Origin of the sequence: Nitrosomonas sp. H1_AOB3, from assembly GCF_015709435.1 — a bacterium.
Classification (GTDB): Bacteria; Pseudomonadota; Gammaproteobacteria; order Burkholderiales; family Nitrosomonadaceae; genus Nitrosomonas; species Nitrosomonas europaea.
On the sequence record NZ_CP054389.1, the window covers coordinates 200,251 to 220,899 of the forward strand.

27 protein-coding genes and 1 pseudogene are annotated in these 20,649 nt (G+C 42.7%); all 28 read left to right on the plus strand.

The window, feature by feature from the left end; all coding sequences use genetic code 11:
* Positions 1–381: 381 nt before the first annotated feature.
* The 28 genes and pseudogenes from HRU73_RS00960 to rplE all read left to right on the plus strand — a co-directional run bounded on the left by HRU73_RS00960 (position 382) and on the right by rplE (position 20,640).
* The gene (locus HRU73_RS00960) at positions 382–555 is read left to right on the plus strand and encodes a hypothetical protein (RefSeq protein WP_158297462.1); all 174 of its coding nucleotides are present in this window, start codon (positions 382–384) and stop codon (positions 553–555) included.
* Positions 556–615: 60 nt separating this feature from the next.
* Positions 616–1,431: a methane monooxygenase/ammonia monooxygenase subunit C gene (locus tag HRU73_RS00965; RefSeq protein WP_287399096.1), complete on the plus strand. Its 816-nt coding sequence runs from the start codon at positions 616–618 to the stop codon at positions 1,429–1,431.
* Positions 1,432–1,593: 162 nt separating this feature from the next.
* Complete coding sequence (locus tag HRU73_RS00970; protein ID WP_281870758.1) at positions 1,594–2,424, plus strand: methane monooxygenase/ammonia monooxygenase subunit A; 831 nt, start codon at positions 1,594–1,596, stop codon at positions 2,422–2,424.
* A gap of 1 nt (position 2,425) precedes the next feature.
* Positions 2,426–3,688 carry a methane monooxygenase/ammonia monooxygenase subunit B gene (locus tag HRU73_RS00975; RefSeq protein ID WP_276677381.1) on the plus strand — a complete coding sequence of 421 codons (1,263 nt, stop codon included), beginning with the start codon at positions 2,426–2,428 and terminating at the stop codon, positions 3,686–3,688.
* Between the two features lie 163 nt (positions 3,689–3,851).
* Positions 3,852–4,487, plus strand: a complete 636-nt coding sequence (locus tag HRU73_RS00980; RefSeq protein WP_287399097.1) for a hypothetical protein — start codon at positions 3,852–3,854, stop codon at positions 4,485–4,487.
* A gap of 84 nt (positions 4,488–4,571) precedes the next feature.
* Entirely contained in the window at positions 4,572–5,126 is a 555-nt protein-coding gene (locus tag HRU73_RS00985) for an LPXTG cell wall anchor domain-containing protein (RefSeq protein ID WP_011112572.1), read from the plus strand.
* A 92-nt stretch (positions 5,127–5,218) separates the two neighbouring features.
* A complete protein-coding gene (locus tag HRU73_RS00990) occupies positions 5,219–5,641 on the plus strand; it encodes a copper resistance CopC family protein (RefSeq protein ID WP_287399098.1) in 423 nt (140 codons plus the stop codon).
* Between the two features lie 18 nt (positions 5,642–5,659).
* Entirely contained in the window at positions 5,660–7,810 is a 2,151-nt protein-coding gene (locus HRU73_RS00995; protein WP_287399099.1) for a CopD family protein, read from the plus strand.
* 115 nt (positions 7,811–7,925) lie between these two features.
* The gene (locus tag HRU73_RS01000) at positions 7,926–8,483 is read left to right on the plus strand and encodes a hypothetical protein (RefSeq protein ID WP_011112569.1); all 558 of its coding nucleotides are present in this window, start codon (positions 7,926–7,928) and stop codon (positions 8,481–8,483) included.
* Between the two features lie 430 nt (positions 8,484–8,913).
* Complete coding sequence (locus HRU73_RS01005) at positions 8,914–9,462, plus strand: L,D-transpeptidase family protein (protein WP_287399101.1); 549 nt, start codon at positions 8,914–8,916, stop codon at positions 9,460–9,462.
* Positions 9,463–9,847: 385 nt separating this feature from the next.
* Positions 9,848–10,225, plus strand: coding sequence for a 30S ribosomal protein S12 (gene rpsL, locus HRU73_RS01010; RefSeq protein WP_011112567.1), 378 nt, complete (start codon positions 9,848–9,850; stop codon positions 10,223–10,225).
* 77 nt (positions 10,226–10,302) lie between these two features.
* Complete coding sequence (gene rpsG, locus HRU73_RS01015; protein ID WP_276679662.1) at positions 10,303–10,773, plus strand: 30S ribosomal protein S7; 471 nt, start codon at positions 10,303–10,305, stop codon at positions 10,771–10,773.
* Between the two features lie 71 nt (positions 10,774–10,844).
* Positions 10,845–12,935, plus strand: a complete 2,091-nt coding sequence (fusA, locus tag HRU73_RS01020) for an elongation factor G (RefSeq protein WP_287399102.1) — start codon at positions 10,845–10,847, stop codon at positions 12,933–12,935.
* 30 nt (positions 12,936–12,965) lie between these two features.
* A complete protein-coding gene (gene tuf / locus HRU73_RS01025; protein WP_011111034.1) occupies positions 12,966–14,156 on the plus strand; it encodes an elongation factor Tu in 1,191 nt (396 codons plus the stop codon).
* Positions 14,157–14,217: 61 nt separating this feature from the next.
* Complete coding sequence (rpsJ, locus tag HRU73_RS01030) at positions 14,218–14,526, plus strand: 30S ribosomal protein S10 (protein WP_011111035.1); 309 nt, start codon at positions 14,218–14,220, stop codon at positions 14,524–14,526.
* A gap of 8 nt (positions 14,527–14,534) precedes the next feature.
* A complete protein-coding gene (rplC, locus tag HRU73_RS01035; protein ID WP_256335815.1) occupies positions 14,535–15,221 on the plus strand; it encodes a 50S ribosomal protein L3 in 687 nt (228 codons plus the stop codon).
* Between the two features lie 20 nt (positions 15,222–15,241).
* On the plus strand, positions 15,242–15,862 hold the full coding sequence (gene rplD, locus HRU73_RS01040) for a 50S ribosomal protein L4 (RefSeq protein WP_287399104.1): 621 nt from the start codon (positions 15,242–15,244) through the stop codon (positions 15,860–15,862).
* On the plus strand, positions 15,859–16,194 hold the full coding sequence (gene rplW / locus HRU73_RS01045; protein ID WP_276679319.1) for a 50S ribosomal protein L23: 336 nt from the start codon (positions 15,859–15,861) through the stop codon (positions 16,192–16,194). The genes rplD and rplW overlap by 4 nt, the downstream gene beginning before the upstream one ends.
* Positions 16,194–17,027, plus strand: coding sequence for a 50S ribosomal protein L2 (rplB, locus tag HRU73_RS01050; RefSeq protein ID WP_287400091.1), 834 nt, complete (start codon positions 16,194–16,196; stop codon positions 17,025–17,027). Before rplW ends, rplB begins: the two co-directional genes overlap by 1 nt.
* Positions 17,028–17,032: 5 nt before the next feature.
* The gene (gene rpsS / locus HRU73_RS01055; RefSeq protein ID WP_011111040.1) at positions 17,033–17,317 is read left to right on the plus strand and encodes a 30S ribosomal protein S19; all 285 of its coding nucleotides are present in this window, start codon (positions 17,033–17,035) and stop codon (positions 17,315–17,317) included.
* 8 nt (positions 17,318–17,325) lie between these two features.
* Positions 17,326–17,658 carry a 50S ribosomal protein L22 gene (gene rplV, locus HRU73_RS01060; protein WP_011111041.1) on the plus strand — a complete coding sequence of 111 codons (333 nt, stop codon included), beginning with the start codon at positions 17,326–17,328 and terminating at the stop codon, positions 17,656–17,658.
* Between the two features lie 36 nt (positions 17,659–17,694).
* Positions 17,695–18,321 (plus strand): annotated as a pseudogene (rpsC, locus tag HRU73_RS01065) (30S ribosomal protein S3); the annotation flags it as partial.
* 110 nt (positions 18,322–18,431) lie between these two features.
* Positions 18,432–18,848, plus strand: coding sequence for a 50S ribosomal protein L16 (gene rplP, locus HRU73_RS01070; protein ID WP_011111043.1), 417 nt, complete (start codon positions 18,432–18,434; stop codon positions 18,846–18,848).
* A 7-nt stretch (positions 18,849–18,855) separates the two neighbouring features.
* Complete coding sequence (gene rpmC / locus HRU73_RS01075) at positions 18,856–19,050, plus strand: 50S ribosomal protein L29 (RefSeq protein ID WP_287399105.1); 195 nt, start codon at positions 18,856–18,858, stop codon at positions 19,048–19,050.
* Complete coding sequence (rpsQ, locus tag HRU73_RS01080; protein ID WP_011111045.1) at positions 19,047–19,301, plus strand: 30S ribosomal protein S17; 255 nt, start codon at positions 19,047–19,049, stop codon at positions 19,299–19,301. The genes rpmC and rpsQ overlap by 4 nt, the downstream gene beginning before the upstream one ends.
* 81 nt (positions 19,302–19,382) lie before the next feature.
* The gene (gene rplN, locus HRU73_RS01085; RefSeq protein ID WP_011111046.1) at positions 19,383–19,751 is read left to right on the plus strand and encodes a 50S ribosomal protein L14; all 369 of its coding nucleotides are present in this window, start codon (positions 19,383–19,385) and stop codon (positions 19,749–19,751) included.
* Positions 19,752–19,768: 17 nt separating this feature from the next.
* Positions 19,769–20,086 (plus strand): 50S ribosomal protein L24, encoded by a 318-nt coding sequence (rplX, locus tag HRU73_RS01090; RefSeq protein ID WP_287399107.1) that lies wholly within the window; start codon positions 19,769–19,771, stop codon positions 20,084–20,086.
* A 14-nt stretch (positions 20,087–20,100) separates the two neighbouring features.
* Positions 20,101–20,640, plus strand: coding sequence for a 50S ribosomal protein L5 (gene rplE / locus HRU73_RS01095; RefSeq protein ID WP_287399108.1), 540 nt, complete (start codon positions 20,101–20,103; stop codon positions 20,638–20,640).
* The last annotated feature ends 9 nt before the right edge of the window (positions 20,641–20,649 follow it).

Sequence of the window (20,649 nt, forward strand, 5' to 3'; positions counted from 1 at the left end):
AATTATAGCGGTACGATAATCAAAGGGACTTGCTTAAAGTTACTTGGAGTAGTAGACATGACCTTGGGTAATTTACTACCTGGCTCGTTACTCCTGCTTTCACCTTTCTCGTGTTCTTTCAGAACACACTTATTTTCATTCTGATTTCAATCCTGGTCTTTTTTGTCGCTGCCATCGTTTTAGTTTGTATGGTGTCTTGCAATTTCTTTCGGCAGCTGTCGGTTCCACTTCCAAACAGTAAATTATTATTAAAGATAAATATAATAACCTATATCCATAATCACGAGATGGTTAATTTCTCTTGAGTGGTGTGAGTAATTTTTGTGATGGTTGTGGGATGGGTTGATTATTTTAACTGATTGATTTTTTGATATTCTACTGATGCTGCTGGTTGTTTGGATAAAAAAGGGCTTGACTAAAAAGGTCAAGGTGACTAGCCTTTCAGATGTATCTGGCGGAGGTATTGGAGCTTTGCCGGAACAAAACGAGAAATACGGAGTCGAAAATCAAGCGGAGACCATGATGTTATTGTGGTTTCTTTGCGATAGTGAGTGATGAAAAGTTTAGTTTTCATCACTGGTTTTAACAAAATGTGGTGAATAGGAGGATAAAGAGATGGCAACTACGTTAGGAACGAGCAGTGCCTCATCAGTCTCGTCGAGAGGCTATGACATGTCACTGTGGTATGACTCCAAATTTTACAAATTTGGCATGATTACCATGCTTCTGGTGGCGATTTTCTGGGTATGGTATCAGCGTTACTTTGCTTATTCACACGGAATGGACTCGATGGAGCCAGAGTTTGATCGTGTGTGGATGGGGCTGTGGCGTGTACACATGGCGATTATGCCGCTGTTTGCGCTGGTTACCTGGGGTTGGATCATGAAAACCCGTGATACGAAAGAGCAGCTGGACAACCTGGATCCAAAACTGGAAGTCAAACGCTACTTCTACTACATGATGTGGCTGGGTGTATACATTTTTGGTGTTTACTGGGGCGGTAGCTTCTTCACGGAGCAAGATGCTTCCTGGCACCAGGTGATTATTCGTGACACCAGTTTCACGCCAAGCCACGTAGTAGTGTTCTACGGATCATTCCCGATGTACATCGTGTGTGGTGTTGCAACCTACCTGTATGCAATGACCCGTCTGCCACTGTTCAGCCGTGGAATTTCCTTCCCGCTGGTAATGGCAATTGCAGGCCCGCTGATGATTCTGCCTAATGTTGGTCTGAACGAATGGGGTCATGCTTTCTGGTTCATGGAAGAGTTGTTTAGCGCACCGCTGCACTGGGGATTTGTAGTGCTGGGTTGGGCAGGTCTGTTCCAGGGTGGTGTTGCAGCTCAGATCATTACCCGTTACTCCAATCTGACTGACGTGATTTGGAATAACCAGAGCAAAGAAATCCTGAACAACCGGGTTGTAGCTTAATCTGGTATGTACTCCAGGCAGAAGTTGCGCTTGGGGTACATTAAAAGAGGAAGTCTGGCCGGGTGCTGAAAGTAGCGCCTGGTCAGTCAGAACCAGAGTGCGGTACCTTAGAGGAAAAGAGGAATCGTATGTTACTTTTAAATTATAAGAAGGGAGGGCAGGGTGAGTATATTTAGAACGGAAGAAATTCTGAAAGCGGCTAAGATGCCGCCAGAAGCGGTCCATATGTCACGTCTGATTGACGCGGTTTATTTTCCAATTCTGATTGTTTTGCTGGTAGGTACCTACCATATGCACTTCATGCTGCTGGCAGGTGACTGGGATTTCTGGATGGACTGGAAAGATCGTCAATGGTGGCCGGTTGTAACGCCAATCGTGGGGATCACCTACTGTTCGGCAATCATGTATTACTTGTGGGTCAACTACCGCCAACCGTTTGGTGCAACGTTGTGTGTGGTGTGTCTGCTGATTGGTGAGTGGCTGACACGTTACTGGGGATTCTACTGGTGGTCACACTACCCCATCAACTTCGTAACACCGGGCATTATGCTTCCGGGTGCGCTGATGCTGGACTTCACGCTGTATCTGACACGCAACTGGCTGGTGACGGCTCTGGTTGGAGGCGGATTCTTCGGTCTGCTGTTCTATCCGGGTAACTGGCCGATCTTTGGTCCAACGCATCTGCCAATCGTTGTAGAAGGAACACTGTTGTCGATGGCTGACTACATGGGCCATATGTATGTTCGTACAGGTACACCCGAGTATGTTCGTCATATTGAGCAAGGTTCACTGCGTACCTTTGGTGGTCATACCACAGTTATTGCAGCATTCTTCTCTGCGTTCGTATCAATGTTGATGTTCACCGTATGGTGGTATCTTGGAAAAGTTTACTGTACAGCCTTTTTCTACGTTAAAGGTAAAAGAGGTCGTATCGTACATCGCAATGATGTTACCGCATTCGGTGAAGAAGGCTTTCCAGAGGGGATCAAATAAAATGGGTATCAAAAACCTTTATAAACGGGGAGTGATGGGGCTTTACGGTGTTGCTTATGCAGTAGCCGCATTAGCCATGACAGTAACATTGGATGTCTCGACGGTAGCAGCTCATGGGGAGCGATCCCAGGAGCCATTCCTTCGGATGCGTACAGTTCAATGGTATGACATCAAGTGGGGTCCTGAGGTAACCAAAGTTAATGAGAACGCAAAAATCACCGGTAAGTTCCACTTGGCTGAGGATTGGCCACGTGCAGCTGCAAGCCCTGATTTTTCCTTCTTTAACGTAGGAAGCCCAAGCCCGGTATTTGTACGTTTGAGTACCAAGATCAATGGCCATCCATGGTTCATTTCAGGTCCTCTGCAAATTGGCCGTGACTATGAGTTTGAAGTCAATCTGCGTGCACGTATTCCGGGACGTCATCACATGCATGCCATGCTGAACGTCAAAGATGCAGGTCCGATTGCTGGGCCAGGTGCATGGATGAACATTACCGGAAGCTGGGATGATTTTACCAACCCACTGAAATTATTGACGGGTGAGACAATTGATTCAGAAACCTTCAACTTATCGAACGGTATATTCTGGCACGTTGTCTGGATGTCCATCGGTATTTTCTGGATTGGTGTTTTTACAGCACGGCCGATGTTCCTGCCACGTAGTCGTGTATTGCTGGCCTACGGTGATGATCTGTTGATGGATCCGATGGACAAAAAAATCACCTGGGTACTTGCCATTCTGACGCTGGCGCTGGTATGGGGTGGATACCGTTATACGGAAAATAAACATCCCTACACGGTACCTATCCAGGCAGGTCAATCCAAAGTGGCAGCATTACCAGTAGCACCCAACCCAGTATCGATTGTCATTACAGATGCTAACTATGACGTACCGGGACGTGCACTGCGTGTCACCATGGAAGTAACCAATAATGGCGACATACCTGTCACATTTGGTGAGTTCACCACGGCAGGCATACGTTTCATCAACTCTACCGGCCGTAAATACTTGGATCCTCAGTATCCTCGTGAACTGATCGCTGTCGGTTTGAATTTCGACGATGAAAGCGCAATTCAACCTGGTCAGACCAAGGAACTGAAAATGGAAGCCAAAGATGCATTGTGGGAAATCCAACGTCTGATGGCGTTGCTGGGTGACCCGGAAAGCCGTTTTGGTGGATTATTGATGTCTTGGGATGCAGAAGGTAATCGCCATATCAACAGTATTGCTGGTCCGGTGATTCCTGTCTTCACCAAACTCTGATAAACAGTACTGAGTACTGAGTATCAGTTGAAAGATACCGGTACATCACTGTCGTAAGGCAGAGGTGTACCGGTTTTTATTACACAGTCTTGGTTTTGAACGAAGCATCAATTAGCCTGTCGAATTTAGTATTGCGGATACTGAATTGAAAGGGATTGTAAAAATGAGAAGAGAGAGTTTGCTGAAAAAGCATGAAGGTGTTGTAAAAAGTACTGGGGGGGGTGTCGTGTTGAAGCAATCCCTGTGCTTGATTGTTACAGCATTTGTTTTTGTAATCCTGTGTTCCACAAGTACAGCCTGGGGACATGGTCGTGTATCTTTGGAAGAAGATAACTGTGTGCGTCAGGTAGGCGAGAATATGGTGCACTTGAATACCTATCAGCCCCAATATGATCAGGCGGGGCATTATTGTACAGAGATTCCGGCGGCGGGAGATACTTACCTGGTGGTAGATCTGATTGATCCAGCCTTACGCAACATGCCAGTGAGCATGAAAGTATTCAGGGGTGAAGAAAAGGGAGGGGAAGCAATTGTTCAGGTAAAAGCCGATTATCACCCTGATGGTGTCATCAATGGAATAGGTAAACTGGACAAGGGGTTATATTCGGTAATGGTGACCGCAGAAGGTGTTCCCCCACTGAATTATTATTACCAGCTTCGGGTTGAAATGGTTGATTATGGCAAGCTGGTACGTACCTGGGCAGGTCCGGCAGTCGCAATACTGTTTTTGGGCTGGTTGATGTATAAACTGGTGCAATCTGGTCGATTGAGAAGCTGGTTCAAATCTCAGGATGATTAAACTGGATCATCCTGCGTCAGCGATGTGATTCACAACAAGAAAATCAAGGAGAGGGAGGATGGTTAAATGGTAAAAGGGTGGACAATGACAAGTATCAAGTGGCTTGGAGGGGTACTGCTGGGAATGGTCTGTTCAATCCAGGTGCAAGCACATGGTGGGTTATCATTGGCGGAAGATATGTGTAAGCTGACCATTGGTCCTTATACCATGCACTTTACGGGTTATCAGCCTGAAAGCACACAGGAAAAAGAATTCTGTGAAGACATACCGAATATTGGCCGGACAATTGTAGCGCTGGACTACATAGATGAAGCGTTACGTACGATGACGACAGAAGTGCGGATTATTCGTGATACAGGAGCTGAACCGGGTTCAGAAGGAAATCTTGATGAGCTTACTGTTTTTCATTCACCACCGAAGGTATATATGAATGGATCGGTAACTTTTGAACACGATTTTCCTGCGGAAGGGAAGTTCGTGGGACTGGTGACGATCAGAGATAATGGTACCGAGCATATTTCCCGTTTTCCATTTGCTGTAGGCACTGGAGGTAAGCCTGATATGCTGTATATCCTCGGAGCATTAGCCCTTGCAGCAGGTGCCGGCATCTTCTTCTTCAAAAAGAAACAAAATCCTTGAGGATAAAGTATTTCACACAATATGCATAACACTATTTAAGTAAGTATCAATGTTTTTGTATATTTATTTTTAAATATTAGAAGGGTAGTAAGATGAAAAGAGAAAGTTTTGTTGAGTTGTTCATAGAAAAAATTGTAACAAAGGTGAAGATAAGCAGTTTTGTAATAGGATTAATTTCTTTAGTTTTATTGTCAAGTTCAAATGTAGTGTTTGCACATGCTGCTCTAACAAAAGCTGAGCCGGCACGTCGAGCAGTTCTTACTGCTTCCCCAAAACAAGTTAGGTTATGGTTTAACGAAGAAATTGAAGCCGACTATGCATCTTTGTCACTGCATGATGCAAATGGTAAGGCACTCACTGAAAAAAAACCTTTAGTTCATCCTGATGATGCTAAATCGATTTACCTTGAGTTGCCCGAGCTGATTGGTGGTCAATATACGGTCAAGTTTCGTGTTTTGTCTGTAGACGGCCATGTAGTAGATTCAGAATATAAATTTACAGTTAAAAATAAGTAACAAAATAAAAAATAAGTAATGGAAATCGTTGCGATATTAGCTAGATGGTCACAGCTTGTTGCCAATCTAGTATTACTTGGAAGTTGTCTTTATCTAGCCATAGCAGGTACCAGGCGAGAGTTATTCGATAATGCGTGGGTCATACGTTTGGAGAAATTATTCCCTGTATTGACTGCTATAGTTTTAGTTGGGCTTATTGGAGTTCTGGCTACGACTACAGGTAAAGCAACCGGAATTGAGTCCAATACTTGGAAGCTTGATGCATGGATTGAGATTGTCAGGCATACCAATATGGGACATATGTGGGCATTACGTGCTATTTCTGCCCTATTTTTGATGGCTGTTTCAGTATTCATATACATGAAACGTGAACGGGCCAGATGGCATTACGTTATGGGAGCTTGTATAGCATCCTTGCCCTTGGTAGCTTCGGCGATGGTGAGCCATGCGGGTGCAGATGAAAATTTCATGGTGTATGTGCCTATTTATGCAATTCATATCCTGATGGCCGGAGCATGGTTTGGTGCACTTCCGGCATTTTTATTAATCGTTTTCGATCGACACAATTGTGATGCTAAAGGCATACAGCTCGTATTGAACGTAGACAGCCTGAAAAGATTTTCGGTCATTGCGTTGCCCATCATGGTTGCAATAGTACTAACTGGCCTGATTCTAACGGATCGGATGGTGGAAGAAGATTATCATGCATTGGTAGCTAGTACTTATGGTTGGGCTCTGGTTATGAAAATCGCTTTGCTGATAGCAATATTGTTTATAGCGTACCAGGCTCGTTCAAAGTGGCTGCCATCATTCGAACGTGTATGTGATTCTATAGACCGTTCCAGCTTGGATTTGAATAAAGAAGGAGAAATTAGCCAATCTTTCTTTTCGAAGTGGGTACATAAAACTACTCAAATTGGGAACTATGGTTATGTGGAGGGTACCTCAGATTCTGGAGTAGTTAGATTACGCAAATGGGTTCGAGTTGAATTTGTATTAGCGTTACTTCTTGTACTATTTGCGACAATACTTTCTAATTCAGTGCCCGCTAAGCATGCAATGGTGGAAAATTGGCCTTATCCATTCCGTTTTACTATTGATGGGTCGATAGGTGCGGGGGCATGGAATGATCCAACAGTTCAATTCTTCTTGGGGTTAGGAGTAGTTTTACTTGTTGCCGCATTTGGTCTATTTTGGTTGGGTAAAAAGAAGGATTGGAATTTTAGAAAACGTGCTTTGATTACAAGCGTATTAGTAGTTAGTGGTATCGCTGCGATTTTGCCACAATTTGCAGTTGTTGCTTATCCTGAGACGTATCGTAATACACCTGTTCCATTTGATGCTATTTCAATTTCGAATGGTTCGGTGCATTTTTCAGAATTTTGCACCAGTTGTCATGGTCCTCAAGGGAAAGGTAACGGTATATTAGCTAAAACTTTGTCAATGCCACCTGCAGATTTGCTGACAGAACCGCATACCGCGAGGCATACTGCCGGTGATTTTTTCCACTGGCTAGGGTATGGTATTGAAAATACAGGGATGCCTGGCTTTATAAATAGTTTGTCTGAAGAGGATCGATGGGATACGGTCAACTACATTCATGCAATGTCACGTGGCTACCAGGCGAGACTACTGGGCCCTGCAGTTATACCAGATAAACCTTCTATGGGTCCACCGGTTTTTCAGTTCACTGCTTATGATGGTACTACTGGCACACTCAAAGATTTTCGACAAACAGCAAATGTATTATTGGTATTTTTTAGCTGGCCAAATTCATTGGATAGATTAAAGGAGTTAAGCGAAAGCTATGAGAAGCTGAGAAGCCTAAAGACAGTTGTACTCGCCGTTCCTTTGGATGGGTATAGCGAGGCAGCGGTAGCTGGCTTTGCTGCTGATACCCCACTTGAAGTAGTAAGAGATGGATGGTTTGAAGTAAAAAACAGCTATATCCTTTACAGGCGTACTCTCAAATATCCCGATATCTTGGGTTCAGGTAATATTCCAGATCATATGGAGTTTTTAGTCGATCGTTTTGGATATTTGCGTGCCCGCTGGATACCATCCTTGGATCAGTCTGGCTGGAGTGATTTAAACTTGCTTACCAGTCAACTTTTGCAACTTAATCAGGAAAAGGAGATATTGCCACCACCGCGAGATCATGTACATTAATTCTGTCCAAAGAAACTGAGAAGACAGCCTAAAGTAATCGTTAAGAGTAAGAAGTTTTATAATAAATTTATGAAGCTTGTTAAGTAGTTTTTAACCAGTGATAGGGAGAACAGTAATGAAAAAATATCTGACGGGTGTGGTTCTTTTTGGATTGCTAACTTTATTTACAGGGTCGACTTGGGCACATTCAGATGAACAATTGGATGGGGTAGCTGCTCCACATGGCGGACAATTAAGAATGGCAGGTCCGTATCATTTGGAACTGGTTGCCAAGGATGGTGAATTACGTTTATATGTAACGGATCACATGGATCATGAGGTTCTTACTAAAGGTGGATCAGGTAAGGCAAATGTTTTTGATAAAGATGGGAAAAAGGTATCGGTAACATTGATACCGGTTTTTGCAAATTTCATGAAAGGGACGGGAGAGTTTACAATTACACCGGAAACCGTAGTTTCCGTATTTGTAGTATTGGATGGGGCAGAGACACAAGCTGCTCGTTTTACTCCGTTGAAGAAAGCTTCTGCTAAGGCTGAAGATGAAGAAGAGCACCACCATGGAGATGCTGATCAAGGTGAGCACCATCATCACGGAGATGTTGAACACGAACAACAACCTACTGATCAAAGTGATGCCGCAGAAAGTGAAGAAAATGAAGAGCATCATCACTAGTACTGATTCCTTGTAAGCCAATTTTACGTAAATCGTGTATACGGCTGAAAATAGGTGTAGAAAGGATAGTTTAGATGTTTTAGATGTTTTAGACTATCCTTTTTTATACGATGGGATGAACAGTCAGGTATCAGCCTGATTGAATTTTTGGCTCAATCATCCATCTCGAACAATTTCGGGATTATTCCTGAGGTAAACGGTTCTGTAAGCCGGGTTTACGGAGTGAGTCGTTTACCAGTAACATTCTTGGGTTATAGAGTTTTCACAGCAACAGTCAGCGGTAACCAATCGAATCGTTTATTGTATCCATACACCATCTCTGCCCCTCCACCAGGAAATTTCGGTAGCAATGAGCCTACCCTGTATAGTCAAAGATGATATAACAATCAAAGTGTTGTCTTAGACGTATCTCATTAGCGCGTTCGATTACATGAAATACTGGTTGTATACGAGTTTATTTCTTGCCCTGATATTTTCGTTTCGGAGTTACGCAAATTCAGACATATGGATTCTGATAGATACTTTGGAGCAACGACTTAGTGTCATGCGTGGAGACAAGGCGCAGTTGACTTTTAATAATATTGCGATTGGCCGATACGGTGCTAGTAGCTCGAGAATGAAAGGTGATAACCAGACTCCGCTCGGCTCATTTCAAATTAGCTGGATTAAGCAGCATCATCGCTACTATCGGTTTTTTGGGATTGATTTTCCCAATCAGGAAGCGGCAGATCGGGCTTTGGCTGAAAAAAGAATTTCACGACAAGCCTGGTTGAGTATAACCAAAGCCATTGAATCTTCAAGGTTGCCTCCCCAAGATACGCCGCTTGGGGGCTATATAGGGATTCATGGTATTGGTCGAGGAGATCGTACAGTTCATTCACGTTTCAACTGGACTAATGGATGTGTAGCTCTGACAAATGCGCAAATTGATGAATTAAGTTCATGGATAAAAATAGGCACGAAAGTTGTAATACGATGATTCGTAATGACAAATTTTACTACATTAGGACATTGTCTTTTATATCATGCCTAACTTAATCAAGATTTATATGTTGGGTCAAGAAACTGTTGATGAGCAATACCTGAAAGGATGAGAAACAACCAGTCTTCATTGAGGTGAATTAACTTAAATAGCAGAGCAGGCTGACTAAGCATCAGGTGGTTTATACCTTGACATGTAAATCATAACACCATAAAATTTGCAGTCTTTTTAGCTGCGTATCTGTCAAATAGGCAGTGCTGTACTAAGGTACAAGAGCAATTGTAGTAGATAAATTACTGCGCTGAGGTTTGTGCCATAGTAGAGGCGAATAACAAGGGTTAGCTTAAGGAAATAATTAAACAGATGGGATATTAGGAGCAAAATGCCGACGATCAGTCAATTAGTACGTAAGCCGCGTAAAGCAAAAAGAACGAAAAGCAAGGTGCCTGCTCTTGAGAGTTGCCCGCAGAAAAGAGGGGTATGTACGCGTGTTTATACTACGACTCCTAAGAAACCAAATTCTGCCCTCCGGAAAGTGGCTAGGGTCAGGTTAACAAACGGCTATGAGGTAAGTAGTTATATCGGTGGCGAGGGGCATAATTTGCAAGAGCACTCGGTTGTGTTGATACGGGGTGGAAGGGTCAAGGATTTGCCGGGTGTTCGCTATCATACGGTTCGTGGTAGTTTGGATACAGCTGGTGTAAAAGATAGAAAACAGGCTCGCTCAAAATATGGGTCAAAGCGGCCGAAGAGCGCATAGCACACGGTCAGTATATGTGCGCAGCTTAGCGCTGCGCATTTTATATCGTTTAAAAGAGAAATATAGAGATAAGTAAAATGCCGAGACGAAGAGAAGTGCCGAAAAGAGAAATACTGCCAGATCCCAAATACCATAATGTCGAGTTGGCGAAGTTTGTGAATGTGCTGATGACACGGGGAAAAAAGTCTGTCGCTGAGCAAATTATATATGGTGCTTTAAATCATTTGGAGAAAAAAACGGGAAAGGATCCTGTCGAGGTATTTACACAGGCTTTGTCAAACATCAGACCAGTTGTTGAGGTTAAAAGCCGGCGTGTGGGTGGGGCAAACTATCAAGTGCCTGTGGAAGTTAGATCTATTAGGAGAAGTGCTTTGGCGATGCGTTGGTTGCGAGATGCTGCTCGTAAACGGAGCGAGAAGTCAATGGATTTAAGATTGGCGAGCGAATTGCTGGAAGCTTCGGAAAATAGGGGGGCGGCAATCAAGAAGCGTGAAGAAGTGCATAGAATGGCTGAGTCTAATAAAGCATTCTCTCACTTTAGATTTTGAGGAAATTTTCGCATATGAGTGCATATGCGTGTAAATGAGTATCTCGACAGTAAAATAAACTAGGAATAAAAGTGGCAAAGAAAACACCGTTAGAGCGATATCGTAATATAGGTATCATGGCTCATATCGATGCAGGGAAAACGACAACCAGTGAGCGTATACTGTTTTATACGGGGGTTTCTCATAAGTTGGGAGAGGTGCATGACGGTGCTGCTACTATGGATTGGATGGAGCAGGAGCAGGAACGGGGGATTACGATTACATCCGCTGCTACAACGTGCTTTTGGAGGGGGATGGCGGGAAATTATCCTGAGCATAGAATCAATGTAATTGATACCCCGGGGCACGTAGACTTTACAATTGAAGTGGAACGCTCGTTGCGTGTGTTGGACGGAGCTTGTACGGTATTTTGTGCAGTTGGTGGCGTTCAGCCTCAAACGGAAACAGTTTGGCGTCAGGCTAATAAATACGGGGTCCCGAGACTTGCCTTTGTTAATAAGATGGATAGGTCGGGCGCTAATTTTATGCGTGTTCGTGAGCAAATGATTAGCAGGCTTAAGACAAATCCGGTTCCGATTCAGTTGCCAATCGGTGCTGAGGATGGATTTGCTGGAGTCATTGATCTCGTAAAAATGAAGGCTATTTATTGGGATGATGCGAGTCAAGGTACGAAATTCGAGGAGCGTGAAATTCCTGCTTCAATGCAGGCTGATGCGGCCATCTGGCGAGAAAAAATGGTTGAGTCGGCTGCCGAAGCAAGTGAAGAGTTGATGAACAAATATCTGGAAACGGGTGATTTGTCTATAGAGGATATTAAACAAGGGTTGCGCGTAAGAACAATAAATAATGAGATTGTCCCAATGCTTTGTGGGACCGCGTTCAAAAATAAAGGTGTTCAGGCGATGCTTGATGCGGTACTTGATTATCTACCGTCGCCACTGGATATTCCGGCAATAAAAGGGACAAATGAAAATGGTGTTGAGGATGAGCGTGAGCCGAGTGAGGATAAGCCATTTTCTGCGTTGGCATTTAAGATTGCAACCGATCCGTATGTAGGGCAGTTAATTTTCTTTCGCGTGTATTCCGGAACGATTAAATCGGGAGACACGGTATTTAATCCGGTTAAAGGGAAAAAAGAAAGAATTGGTAGATTGCTCCAGATGCATGCCAATCAGCGTGAAGAAATCAAGGAGGTTGGAACTGGGGATATTGCTGCTGCTGTGGGTTTGAAAGAGGTCACGACAGGAGATACTTTGTGTGATCTGGATCACATAATTACACTGGAGCGGATGGATTTCCCGGAACCGGTCATTCATGTGGCCGTTGAGCCAAAAACTAAGATTGATCAGGAAAAGATGGGGATTGCACTGAATCGCTTGGCACAGGAAGACCCATCTTTTAGAGTTAGAACAGATGAGGAATCGGGGCAGACGATTATTTCTGGGATGGGTGAACTTCATCTGGAAATCATTGTTGACCGGATGAAGCGAGAATTTGGAGTGGAAGCGAACGTAGGTGCTCCTCAGGTTGCATATCGTGAAGCAATAAGAAAGCAAGTTGAAATTGAAGGTAAGTTCGTTAAACAAAGTGGTGGTCGCGGCCAGTATGGTCATGTGTGGCTGCGGATGGAGCCTAACGAGGCGGGTAAGGGGTTCGTATTTCTTGATGAGATTAAAGGTGGTGTTGTTCCGCGAGAATATATTCCAGCCGTTGAAAAAGGATTGCAGGATTCATTGGCAAATGGTGTTCTTGCCGGATATCCAGTAGTAGATGTGAAAGTTGCTCTGTTTGATGGGTCATATCATGATGTCGATTCTAATGAGAATGCTTTTAAAATGGCTGCATCTATAGCATTTAAAGATGGTATGAGAAAAGCTAACCCTGTTTTGTTAGAGCCAATGATGGCAGTCGAAGTAGAGACACCATCCGATTTTATGGGTAATGTAGTGGGCGATTTATCTTCTCGCCGTGGAATAATTCAGGGAATGGATGATATTCCGGGATTCAAGGTAATTCGTGCAGAGGTGCCGTTAGCTGAAATGTTTGGGTATTCAACGATACTACGCTCTGCTACTCAGGGGAGAGCGACGTATTCAATGGAATTCAAGCATTATTCCGAAGCACCAAAGAATGTGGCAGAGGCAATCATTAATAAGAAATAATACTACTCAAATCAATAAGAGGTTGACGTAATGGCGAAGAGTAAATTTGAGCGGGTGAAGCCGCATGTGAATGTGGGAACGATTGGTCATGTGGATCATGGAAAGACGACGTTGACGGCGGCGATTACGACGATACTGACGAAGAAGTTTGGTGGAGAAGCCAAATCATACGATCAGATTGACTCGGCGCCGGAAGAGCGTGCACGCGGAATTACTATCAATACATCCCATGTTGAATACGAAACAGACAAGCGCCATTACGCACACGTAGATTGTCCTGGTCATGCTGACTATGTGAAGAACATGATTACCGGAGCGGCACAAATGGATGGTGCCATTCTGGTGGTATCAGCAGCTGATGGTCCGATGCCGCAAACGCGTGAGCATATTCTGCTGGCTCGGCAAGTGGGGGTGCCCTACATCATCGTTTTCATGAACAAAGCGGACATGGTAGACGATGCTGAATTGCTTGAACTTGTCGAAATGGAGATACGCGAACTATTGTCCAACTATGATTTTCCGGGTGACGACACACCTATTATCATTGGTTCGGCATTGAAAGCGCTGGAAGGAGATAAGAGTGATATTGGTGAAGCCGCCATTCTGAAATTGGCAGAGGCACTGGATTCGTATATACCGGAGCCAGAAAGGGCAATTGATGGGGCTTTCATCATGCCTGTGGAAGACGTCTTCTCAATCTCTGGGCGTGGGACCGTAGTCACGGGGCGTGTGGAGCGTGGGATAGTCAAAGTAGGTGATGAAATCGAAATCGTTGGATTGAAACCCACGATCAAGACAGTATGTACCGGTGTGGAGATGTTCCGTAAATTGCTGGATCAGGGGCAGGCTGGTGATAACGTGGGTATCCTGTTAAGAGGTACCAAGCGAGAAGAAGTGGAGCGTGGGCAGGTACTTGCCAAACCCGGCAGCATACTGCCACACACCAAGTTTACTGCAGAGATCTATGTGTTGAGCAAAGAAGAGGGTGGTCGTCATACACCATTTTTTGCGGGATATCGCCCACAGTTTTATTTCAGAACAACGGATGTGACAGGATCGATTGAGTTACCGGCAGGTGTTGAGATGGTGATGCCCGGGGATAATATCTCGGTCACAGTCAATCTGATTGCGCCGATTGCAATGGATGAAGGGCTGCGTTTTGCAATCCGTGAAGGTGGACGTACCGTAGGCGCAGGCGTGGTCGCTAAAGTGATCGAGTAAATCTGGGATTGGTTGTGGTAACGATCAGGGGTACTTTTTAAAAATATATAATCTGTTTTTTATGCAAAATCAAAAAATTCGAATACGCTTAAAGGCATTTGATTATCGCCTGATAGATAAGTCAGCTATTGAAATAGTAGAAACGGCCAAGCGTACAGGTGCAGTTGTCAAGGGTCCTGTTCCACTTCCAACACGTATAGAACGATTTGATGTTTTGCGATCGCCACACGTAAATAAAACTTCTCGAGATCAGTTTGAGATTAGAACGCATTTAAGATTAATGGATATTATTGACCCGACAGATAAAACAGTTGATGCATTAATGAAGCTTGATTTGCCGGCAGGAGTCGATGTTGAAATTAAGCTTTAACTTAATGGTTGGCTGTAACAGGTAAAGATTCATTAAAGAGGAAAATAATGAAACTAGGTTTAATCGGTAAAAAAATAGGTATGACGAGAGTATTTACCGAATCAGGAAACAGCATACCCGTTACTGTTCTTGACGTATCAGGAAATCGTGTGGTCCAGGTTAAAACAGAAGAAAAAGATGGTTATTCGGCGGTACAGCTAACACAGGGATATCGTCGTAAAAATCGGATAACAAAAGCGTTGTCAGGACATTTCTCGCAAGCTGGAGTTGAAGCCGGAACTGTGATCAAGGAGTTTAGAGTTGATCATGATATCGGTAGTGATATAAAAATTGGATCTGAAATCAGTGTTGAACTTTTTGAAGTGGGATCGAAGGTAGATGTATGTGGCATATCAATAGGAAAGGGATATGCTGGTACCATAAAGCGCCATAATTTTTCTTCAAGCAGAGCCAGTCACGGAAATTCAAGATCACATAATGTTCCTGGTTCGATTGGTATGGCGCAAGATCCTGGCAGAGTATTTCCCGGAAAAAAGATGACCGGGCATTTAGGGAATGCACAGTGTACTGTTCAGAATATAGAGGTTGTGCGTGTTGATGCCGGCAGGGGTTTACTATTTTTAAAAGGCTCGGTTCCAGGATCTAAGGGTAATGGTGTTTTTATACGTCCTGGCGTGAAACAGCCGAGTAAATAACAACAGATGAGTGTGAGTAAATGGTTAAAATTCCTTGTATATACGAAAACGGACAAATAGAAGATATAGAAGCATCAGAATCTGTTTTTGGCAGGGTTTATAACGAGGCGTTGGTTCATCAGGTAGTTAAGTCTTATCTGGCGAACGCGAGAGTGGGAACACGTGCTCAGAAAGGGCGTTCAGATGTTACTGGCTCAACGCGGAAACAGTGGAGGCAGAAAGGAACGGGCAGGGCAAGAACAGGTGCCGCGACCAACCCACTCTGGCGTGGAGGTGGAAAAATTTTTCCAAATAAGCCTACAGAAAATTTCAAGCAGAAGTTAAATCGGAAAATGTATCGTGCTGGAATGTGCACAATATTTTCAGAATTATTAAGAAATAACAAGTTGGTGGCTATTGATGAGTTTCAGATAGAGATGCCAAAAACAAAGGTTTGTCTGCAGAAATTAAAAAACTACCAGCTGGAAAATGTGATGATTATTACCAGTGAGATAGATAGCAATCTGTATCTGGCTTCCAGAAATCTTCCAAATCTAAAAGTGGTTGAAGTTGATTTAATAGATCCCGTTAGTTTGCTGGCATATGACAATGTGGTTATTACTCGGGATACGGTCAATAAAATTGAAAACGTGCTGCAATGAGAAATATTACGATAAGTAGTGAAAGAGCATTAGAAGTAATAAAAGCTCCACAGATTTCCGAAAAATCAACTTTTATTGCAGAAAAAACGAAGCAAATCATATTTTATGTTTCGCGCGACGCAAATAAAACTGAAATTAAATCAGCAATTGAACAGATTTGGAAATCACAGAATATTCAGGTTAAGAGTGTGCAAGTGGTGAATGTGAAAGGAAAAAAGAAAAGATTTGGCCGTTATCTTGGACAAAAATCGGATTGGAAAAAAGCATTTGTAAGTCTTAAAGGGGATCGTGAGATAGACTTTACTGATGTTAAATTATTCGAGGATAAATGATGGCACTAAGAAAAACCAAGCCCACCTCACCAGGCAGAAGATCTGTAATTAAGTCCGTAAATAGTTTTATCTATAAAGGTAAGCCTTTTGCTGCATTAACGGAAAAAAAGAAAAAGAATGCGGGTAGGAACAACTCAGGAAGAATAACGGTACGCCATATTGGTGGCGGACATAAACAACATTATCGTATAGTTGATTTCTGTAGAAATAAGGATGATATTCCTGCAAAAGTTGAACGTATTGAATACGACCCTAATAGAAGTGCTTATATAGCTTTGCTTTGTTATGCCGATGGCGAAAGGCGGTACATCATTGCGGCAAAAGATATTGAGGTCGGCTCGTATTTAGTAAGTGGTTCGAGCTCGCCCATTAAGATGGGTAACGCGATGCCTATACGGAATATACCTGTTGGAAGCGTAATACATTGCATTGAATTGAGACCAGGGAAAGGTGCACAGCTTGCACGGTCAGCCGGGTCATCAGCTCAGCTAATGGCGAAAGAAGGTGATTATTCTCAAATCAGACTAAGGTCGGGTGAGATTAGAAAAATTCATATAAGCTGCAGAGCCACGATAGGTGAAGTAAGCAATTCCGAACATAATTTGCAGTCAATTGGTAAAGCAGGTGCTATCCGATGGAGAGGGGTCAGGCCAACCGTCCGTGGCGTGGCAATGAATCCTATAGATCATCCGCACGGTGGTGGAGAAGGTAAAACAGCTGCAGGACGACATCCTGTCAGTCCTTGGGGAACTCCTTCGAAAGGGTCTCGTACAAGAAAAAATAAACGGACATCTAATATGATTGTTCGTAGTAGATATTCTAAGAAAGGTTAAAAAAAATGAGCCGATCTGTTTCCAAAGGACCGTTTGTCGATCTTCATCTTGTTAATAAGGTTTTATCTGCTCGTCAGAATAATGATAAAAAACCGATCAAAACCTGGTCGAGAAGGTCGACAATACTTCCCGATTTCATTGGCTTAACAATTTCAGTTCACAATGGTAGGCAGCATGTTCCCGTTTTTGTAACTGAAAATATGGTTGGCCATAAACTTGGTGAATTTTCACATACTAGAACGTTTAAAGGTCATGCCGGAGATAAGAAGGCGGCCGGATCTAAACGATAGGATAATATATGGAAACATCCGCAGTTTTACGTAGCGTAAGGTTATCTGCCCAAAAAGGGCGTCTCGTTGCAGATCAAATACGTGGACTACAGGTAGAGCGAGCTATTAGGCTTCTGACTTTTAGCCCTAAAAAGGGAGCTTCAATTATTTTAAAGCTTCTTGAGTCGGCTGTAGCAAATGCAGAACACAATGAGGGTGCAGATATTGATGAATTGAAAATCAGCCAGATTTTTATAGGTCAGGGAGCTACCCTTAAACGTGTAAGTCCGCGTGCGAAAGGGAGGGGTAACCGGATATCGAAGCCCACGTGCAACATTTTCTTGACTGTTTCGAATAAATAAAACGAGTCAAGTTTATAAGAGAAGGGTGAATAGTTTATGGGTCAAAAAATTAATCCAACTGGGTTCAGGTTGTCAGTTTTAAAAAACTGGTCTTCACGTTGGTATACAAATACAAAGAAGTTTTCGGATTTTTTAAATGAAGACATTAGTGTTAGGCAATATCTTCAAAAGAAACTGGCACATGCTTCAGTTGGAAGTATCATAATTGAACGACCCTCAAAAAATGCGAAGATTACGATACATACGTCACGTCCTGGTGTAGTTATAGGTAAGAAAGGCGAAGATATAGAGATTCTTCGTAGAAATGTCGAAAAATTGATGAATGTACCGGTGCACATCAATATAGAGGAAATACGAAAACCTGAGATTGATGCGCAGCTTATTGCCGCAAGTATTACTCAGCAGCTCGAAAAAAGAATAATGTTCAGAAGGGCGATGAAGAGAGCTATACAGAATGCTATGCGCCTTGGTGCTCAAGGGATAAAAATTATGAGTTCCGGCAGATTAAATGGTATAGAAATAGCTCGAACTGAATGGTATAGAGAAGGCAGGGTGCCACTTCATACGTTACGTGCAGAAGTTGATTACGGAACCTCAGAAGCCAGAACAACATATGGAATCATTGGTGTTAAAGTATGGGTTTTTAAAGGTGAGCAACTTGGTATTAAGGAAAGGCAAAACTAACTTTTAACTCTGCAGTTATCTTGATAGACGCTTACTATTTAAGATTGCAGTTAACATCGTACATCCCGGAATAGCAAAGGAAATATGTAATGTTACAACCCGCCAGAACCAAATTTAGAAAACAGCATAAAGGTCGTAATACTGGCATAGCAACAAGAGGGGCAAAAGTCAGTTTTGGAGAATTTGGGTTAAAAGCCATTGGTCGTGGTAGATTGACTTCAAGACAGATTGAGGCCGCAAGGCGGGCTATGACGCGGCATATTAAACGAGGTGGTCGGATCTGGATAAGAGTATTCCCGGATAAACCTGTTTCACAGAAACCTGCTGAGGTAAGGATGGGTAAAGGTAAGGGGAATCCTGAGTATTATGTTGCTGAAATTCAACCAGGTAAAATGCTCTATGAAATGGATGGAGTGGATGAGTCACTCGCACGTGAAGCATTTAGGTTGGCTGCAGCAAAACTGCCAATGCAGACCACTTTTGTAATTCGGCATTTGGGGAGTTGATTTTTAAATGAAGGTACAAGAGCTACGGGAAAAAAATCTGTCGGAGTTGGGGAAAGAGCTTCTTTCTCTCAGAAGAGCGCAATTTGGCCTAAGACTGCAACATAGAACACAACAGCTTGTTAACGTATCCCAGATTAATAAAGTTCGTAAAGATATTGCACGTCTCAAAACAATTATTCGTGAGAAAACAGGACAATTATGAGCTCAGACAATCAAAGCAAGACACTGATTGGACAGGTCGTGAGTGATAAAAGGGATAAAACTGTAACGGTAAGGATCGACAGAAAAGTAAAACATCCTCTGTATGGAAAAATTGTTACGCGCTCAAGTAAATATCACGCACATGATGAGCTCAATCAATATAAACTGGGTGATATTGTAGCCATAAGTGAAACTCGTCCAAAGTCAAAAACTAAGGCTTGGCAGGTAGTTAGAGTAATTAAAGTTAACTGATAGAAATTTTTATTGAGAGTCTTGGTTAATTTCTGTTTGTTAGTCGATACACTAGCCAAATTATAGATAGGAAACTGAAACATGATTCAGATGCAATCATTACTGAAAGTGGCTGATAACACTGGGGCACGTACAGTGATGTGTATTAAAGTCTTGGGCGGTTCAAAAAGAAGGTTTGCCGGGATCGGTGATGTTATCAAGGTCGCTGTAAAAGATGCTGCTCCACGGGGACGTATTAAAAGGGGCGAAGTATATAATGCAGTTATCGTGCGTACTGCAAAGGGAATTCGTAGAGCTGATGGCTCTTTAGTCAAATTTGATACTAACGCAGCAGTAATCCTGAATAATAAGTTAGAGCCAATAGGTACTCGGATTTTTGGTCCGGTTACACGGGAGCTCCGTACGGCAAAATTCATGAAGATTGTTTCACTTGCTCCTGAAGTTATATAAAGGGGAATTTATAAGTCATGAAGAAAATTAGAAAAGGTGACAGTGTAATTGTCATAGCAGGCAAGGATAAAGGTAAGCAATCTACAGTCATCCGATTTCAAAGTACTGAAAGGGTAATAGTGAGAGAGGTAAATAAAGTTAAATCTCATATCAAACCTAATCCTAACAAAAATATTGCTGGTGGGATTGTAGAAACTGAGAAACCTCTGCATATTTCGAATATTGCAATCTTCAATCCCGAAAAAAACAAAGCTGATAGAGTGGGCTTTAGATTTAATGAATCAGGTAATAAAGTACGGTATTTTAAATCTGATGGTACTTTGATAGATTCATAAAAGTGGATAGAGAAATGGCACGATTGCTAGAATATTATAGAGATACGGTTACTAAGGAACTTACACAGAAGTTTAATTACAAGACTGTAATGGAGGTTCCCAAAATCACTAAAATTATCTTGAATATGGGTGTTGGTGAGGCATCCGCAGACAAGAAAATTATAGAAAATGCTGTTAGTGATTTGGAAAAAATTTCGGCGCAGAAGCCTGTTGTGACTAAGGCCAGGAAGTCAATTGCCACTTTCAAGGTAAGGCAAGGTTACCCCGTTGGCTGTAAAGTAACTTTACGGGGTGTAAAAATGTACGAATTCTTAGATCGTCTTGTTAACGTTGCGATTCCGCGTATTCGTGATTTTAGGGGAATTCAGGTCAAGGGATTTGATGGGCGTGGAAATTTTAATATGGGAATCAAAGAGCAGATTATCTTTCCTGAGATTGATTACGATAAGATTGATAAAGTGCGTGGTTTAAATATTACTGTTACTACAACTGCCAAGACTGACCAAGAAGCTAGAGCACTTTTATCAGCTTTTAAATTTCCGTTTAAAAATTAAGGAATGTAT